The organism is Dyella sp. (assembly GCF_036568765.1).
Classification (GTDB): Bacteria; Pseudomonadota; Gammaproteobacteria; order Xanthomonadales; family Rhodanobacteraceae; genus GSA-30.
Genome location: NZ_DATCRY010000007.1, coordinates 1 through 5724, shown reverse-complemented (window position 1 = coordinate 5724; position 5724 = coordinate 1). Strand labels below are relative to the sequence as shown.

Sequence of the window (5724 nt, the reverse complement as noted above, 5' to 3'; positions counted from 1 at the left end):
CGGCAACCGATGGCGGTATCGATTCGTCGATGGGAACGTACAGCACAGGGTGCCCGACGACCTTGCTGTCGGTCAGCGCCGCGCATTCGGTCTGCGAGCGGGTCAGGGTAGTCCAGGCCTTGTCGATATAGGCGCGCGTTCGGGCAGGGTCCGGTGCGCCATCGGCAAAGGCGCTACCGGCGGCGACGCAAGCGAGTGCGATCGCCGCAAAACGAAGTCGAAAAGGTGCAGTCGAAGGGGGGTTCATATCTGCTCCCATGTCGTTTTCTGTCAGAGTGTTTTGCGTGTCAGCCGGGCCTTGCCGCCCGCGCCATGATCGATGGTGATGTCGTACTGCTTGCCGCGGAAGTGGATGCCCTTGAGTTCGAGCGACTTCCACGCATCGGGCAGGACCGGCGAATACGCCTGGGTAAGCCCGTTCTCGTCGATGCGCAGACCGCTCAAGCCGTAGACGAAACTCTGCACGAAGCCGGCCGACGTGGCGAGAATATAGCCGGCGTTGTTGGCGACCGTCTCGGTGCGCACGTTGAACGGCGCTTTCAGGAAACCGGTGAGATTCCGCTGAATCCAGTCGCCGGCGCCCTGCGCATCGCCGAGCTCCGCCGAGCCGACGGCCAGCATCACCATCATCATCTCGTTCGGATCGTCGCCATGCTCCTTCAGCTCGTGCAGCTGGAAGTCGAAATCGTTGCGGCGTACCTGCGGTGACATCGGCAGGTCGAGATTGGGATACATCAGCCAGGCCAGCGACGATCCCATCCAGGTGATCTTGTCGTGCGGTACCGAGGCATCGAAATCGAGATGACGCTGGGCCTTTTCATCGAACGGAATGTACATCTTGTCTGCGATCGTGCTCCATTGCGGATCGGCCTTTGCGCCGACTTTCGCCGCCGCCTTGACCGCGATGCGCAACGCTTTCTGCGCGGCGGCATTGGTGAACGAATCGTTCGGCACGTCGTTATAAGCCTCGTCTGGCGAGGTGACGTGGTGGATCTCGTAGCGATCGTTTGCTTTGTCGTAACTGGCGCGACTGGCCCAGAACGTGGCCACTTGTTCGATCACCGGCCAGCCGTACTGCTTGAGCCAGGCATCGTCGCCGGTCGCGTTGTAGTACTGCCACTGGGCGATAGCAATATCGGCATTGACGTGGATTTCCCGATAGACCTGATAGGCGAAATGCGGGGTATAGTCCTTGCCCGTCTCCGGATCGGCTTCCCATGGATACATGGTGCCTTTTGCGCCGAATTGCGCCGCACGCGTCTGTGCCGGTCCGATCGTGCGATGGCGGAACATGACGATCGGCTTGGCCCGCTCCGGGTGCAACAGGAGCAAGGCGGGAAATACCCACGAATCGCTGTCCCAGAACGCATGCCCGGCATAGCCGGGCGTGAGCGCACACGCCCCCATCGGCCAGCTTGTCCCGACGGTGGTGTTGGAGAGCAGGTAGTACAGATCCGAATGCACCGCTTTCTGCACGTTGGCATCGCCATCGATGCGGATATCCGACTCCCAGAGCTTGTGCCATGCAGCCTGGTGATGGGCTAGCAGCGTGTCGAAGCCAGTCGTGCGCGCTTGTTCGGCCAGCGCCAGATCGGCTTTTGCGTCGCCGCCCCAACCCTCGCGCGATGCCGCAATGTACTTGGTGAAGCGGTAGTGCTGGCCCTTATGGACTTTCGCTTTCAGGTTGAGCGAAAGCTTGTATGGGCTCTTCTCCAGCTGGATGTCCTCGACGTCGAGGCCCTTCGGCAATTCGACGGCGACCGCCTGCGCTACAGCCACGCCTTGTTCGGCGCGGCCGTCCAGCCACAACGTGAGCGTCTTCGTATCGCCGCCCGTGGATTGGATACGCACCACGCCGGGATACCACACCGCGGCACGGTCGGGGGCAGGTACCGGTTTGTTGTCCAGATTCTGCCCGCTGGCGATGACCGCGGCGATCATCTCGTCGCCCGTCATCTTCGCAATCGGAAATCGCGGCTGGTGCTCCGACCACAGGCGGATCGGGAAAGTGAGCTCCACGCTGCCGTCGAACTGTGGGGTGATGGTGAAACGGGTAGCGGCCAGGTGATTGGCGTCCTGGCTGACGAAGGTGGCGACCTCGACATCGGTGGACTTGTTGGCGTAAACGAAGCGGTACTTCGTATTCAACGTCGCGCCGTACATGTCCAGCGTCTGTGCGTAGTCGGTGAAGATCTCTTTCGCTACCCGGGTGCTGTTGAGCCACCCGCCGCCTGGGTTGTAGTCGATCTCGTTCCAGCCGGGCATGGCGGCGGGACGTGCGATGTCGTCCTTGGCGTAATCCATGGTAGCGACCATGTAGCCCATGGTCGGTCCGGTGCCGCGCACCGAGGTCATGGTGGAGAAATACCCGTTGGCAAGATAGCTAGGGAAATAACCGTCGAACTGGTCGGAGGTGCCGGTAAGTACGAAGCTGGGGTCAGTTGCGGCGCCGGCGCGGGCGGTGACGAGGAGAAGACTCAATGCCAGTACGCGTGGCAAATACCGCAGGACGGATTTCATGGTGTTCGTTTTCCTTCAGGTCTGCCAGCCATCGATCTTACGCGGCGCCCTCGGGCGCGAGCACGGGAGGGGTTCCGGCACGGTCGGTCTCGCGCTTGAACAGAAACAGCGTCACCAGGATCAGCGTCATCGGCACCAGCGAGAAATAGAACGCGTGAATGCCGCCGAAGCTGGCGAATACGATGGCGGTGATGCGCGAGCCGAGGGTGCCGCCAAGTGCGGAGAAGATGACGATGAGGCCGGTCATCGCCGCATGCGTCGGCTTCGGCAGCGAGCTGAGGGCGACCGAGTTGATGACCGGATAGATCGGTGCCATGAGCAGGCCGATCAATGGAATGAGGTAGGCTGCCACCGGCGCTTCGAGCCAGCCCGTAGGGGCAGTCGACGGGCTGTGGCCCGCCAGGGGCAACACAGTCAGGATCAGCGCGCCCATACCGATCACACATAGGTTGAGCAGCGTATGCCAGTGCATGCGACGGAGCAGCTGCCCGGCGAGGATGCGTCCCAGCGCCGTGGCGCCGGCCAGGATGCTTGCCATCTGGATGCTCATCGCATTGGGCAGCTTGAGGATCTCGTTGTTGAAGGTCGGCAGCCAGGTGCTGAAACTCTGCTCTATCAGCACATAAAGGAACGCCGAGAGCAGGAATACGTAGACCAGCGTGCGCATCATCAGCCGGTACATCTCGCGCATCGCTTGTCCGATCGACAGCCGCGCCTCGCCGTGTGCGGCCGATTCATCGAGCTCTGCGCCATAGAGCAGGACGACCGTGCCCAGGCACAGGACAGCCAGCAGCCAGTAGACATTGAACCAGGACGGGTTGGCTGGATCGGCGTGGTTAATGAAGGCGCTGAATAGCCAACCGCTGGCGAGCACGCCAAGCATGAACAGGCCTTCGATGGTGTTGGTGAGTCTGCCGTGTTCGGCTTTGTCGCGAGTGAGCAGTCCGATCGAGGAGTACACGGACACCTTGGCTAACGCAAACGACACGCCAATGCAGGTGAATAGCAATTCGGTGGTATGGAAGCTCGGGTAAAGCGGCATCAACGTGCAAGCGCCGCCGACGATGCAAAGTGCGAGCATCATGGCGCGCCGGTAACCGAGCTTGGGCAGGAACGAGGCGACCAGGAACGACGTGAGGGCGATCGGCAGATCCTTGAACAGTTCCAGCAGGCTGGCCTGGGGCTTGTCGATGCCGAACGTGTGGATGGATTGCAGAATGACCGTGCCGACGCTGTTGAGCAGAATCGCAAACACCATGTAGATCGTCGCCAGCGCGACGACCATGCGGAACCGGCTCATGCACACCTCGAAATGCGGTGGATAAAAGAACCCGGGCGCCGACATCGCAGCGCCCGGGAAAGCCGAGGGGGAGTGCTTAGAACTTGTACTTCACCTGGAGATTGACCTCGCGACCCTCGATCGAGCGGGCCAGGATCACGCCACCGCTGCTGGCAAAGCCGAACAAGCGCGAATTGCCTTCGGTGATGCCGATCTCGTTGGTGATGTTCGTACCCTGCAGATTGACCTGCCATTGCTGGCCGATGTTTGCGGTCGCACCGAAGCTCCAATCGTGGTACTGGCCCAGCGGTTGTTGTTCGATCAGGTCACCGGTACGGTTGCCCACATATTCGTAGGTCACCCAGAACTTCATGCTGCCCCACGCGGTCGGGAACTCGTAACCGGGGGTCAGGCGGCCCTGGAATTTCGGCTGGCGCTGCAACTGCATGCCATCGAGGCTGGCGCACTGCTGGCTGCCGTCCTGGGCGGTATATGGCGTACACGCGGCGCTGTGCGTGTAGTGACCGTCCATGTAGTCGCCGCTGAGCTGTACCGTGAAGCCTTCGAAAGGTTTGAGCACGGTAGTGAAGTTGATGCCCTTGGTCGCCGAACCGTAGTCGAACGAGAACTGCTGGCCGTTGCCCTGGGTGATCGTATACGGCACGTTGTAGAACAGCTTGCGGTAGGCGTTGACATCCAGATAGATCCAGTCGGCCTGGTACTTGTAGCCGATTTCCATGTTGTGGATCTTGTTGATCGGCTGGCTGGGCAGCCCGCGCAGGTCGTCGAAGCCAGGGAAATGTACGCCGTCATTGATGCGTGCGTACACGCTCATGTTGCTCTGGATTTCGTAGTTGGCACCGATCGTCCAGGACGGTGCGGTCTTCGCGTAGTTGATGTACGAGTTGCCGGCGACGACGTACTGCGAGTTATTGTTGTAAAGCGTGCTCGGATTCGCATCGAGATCGCCGGTCGCGGTGTTCTGGATGCGACCGTTGGCCTGCTGGCGCTCGACGCGTACGCCGGCATCGAACAACCATTGGTCGACCTTCCACGAATCGGTCAGGAAGAACGCCGTATTGAAGCCGTTCCAAGCCTCGCGGATCGCCGTGGACGGACCGCTGACGAAGCCGCCGGGATTGGACAGCACGTCGCCGTTGCCCAGGTTGACGGCGATCGGGCTCGGGTTGTTCTTGGCCTGCAGCAGCATGTTGTTGCCGAGGAACCAGGTGTCATGATCGTTGTAGACAGCTGTGTAGTTGCCGATCGTGAGCGTATTGCCGTCGAAAATTTCCTTGCTCAGGTGGAACTCGTTCGAGGCACCCTGGATGCGCTTGCGCACCGACCACAGGCCTTGCGTGGTGACATTCTGGTTCATGTCCGCCGCCTGACCGTTGTTGGTGTAGACGGCGGTGGCGGTGGTGTTGGCCGGCAAGTTGTTGGCAACCAGGGCATCGGCGATGTAACTGCTGAGCGTTTGCGGATTGGCACCGGTGCTGAAGAAGGCGATCGTATTCATCTGACCGCCGGTGAAATTGAACTTGTCGGACAAGCTCCAGCCGTCACCGAAGTCGAGATCGAGGTTACCGCCCAGTGAAAGGATGTCGGCGCCGCGTCCCTTGGCCAGGTTCAACCCTTGACCGCCCGGTTCGCAACCGGGGGTATTGCAGGGCGTGGTCTGGATCCAGCTGTACTGGTTGGCCTTGCTGCCGAAGGTGCCGGTCAGCGGATCGAAGCCCGGATAGGCATCGAACTGGCCGCGGGCAGGGTTGAGGATCGGCGTGTCGGTAACGAACTGGTTGTGGTCCTTCAGGTCGCGCGCGTAGAACATCAGCGAACCGCTCTCGCCGAAATTGTGAGTCAGCGTGGCGGTGAGCGAGCCGCCCTTGTCGGCGGAGAACTGCGGGTCGCGCACACCGTCGGAC

Annotated in this window: 3 protein-coding genes and 1 pseudogene; all 4 read right to left on the bottom strand. The window is 61.1% G+C overall.

Annotated features, from left to right (window positions below; translation table 11 throughout):
• Positions 1–247, bottom strand: a pseudogene (locus VIM98_RS00510) (trehalase); the annotation flags it as partial.
• A gap of 23 nt (positions 248–270) precedes the next feature.
• A complete protein-coding gene (locus VIM98_RS00505; protein WP_331991127.1) occupies positions 271–2520 on the bottom strand; it encodes a glycosyl hydrolase family 65 protein in 2250 nt (749 codons plus the stop codon).
• Between the two features lie 37 nt (positions 2521–2557).
• Positions 2558–3820 (bottom strand): MFS transporter, encoded by a 1263-nt coding sequence (locus VIM98_RS00500; RefSeq protein WP_331991126.1) that lies wholly within the window; start codon positions 3818–3820, stop codon positions 2558–2560.
• A 76-nt stretch (positions 3821–3896) separates the two neighbouring features.
• The coding region (locus VIM98_RS00495; protein WP_331991125.1) for a TonB-dependent receptor at positions 3897–5724 on the bottom strand (1828 nt) is incomplete at its 5' end.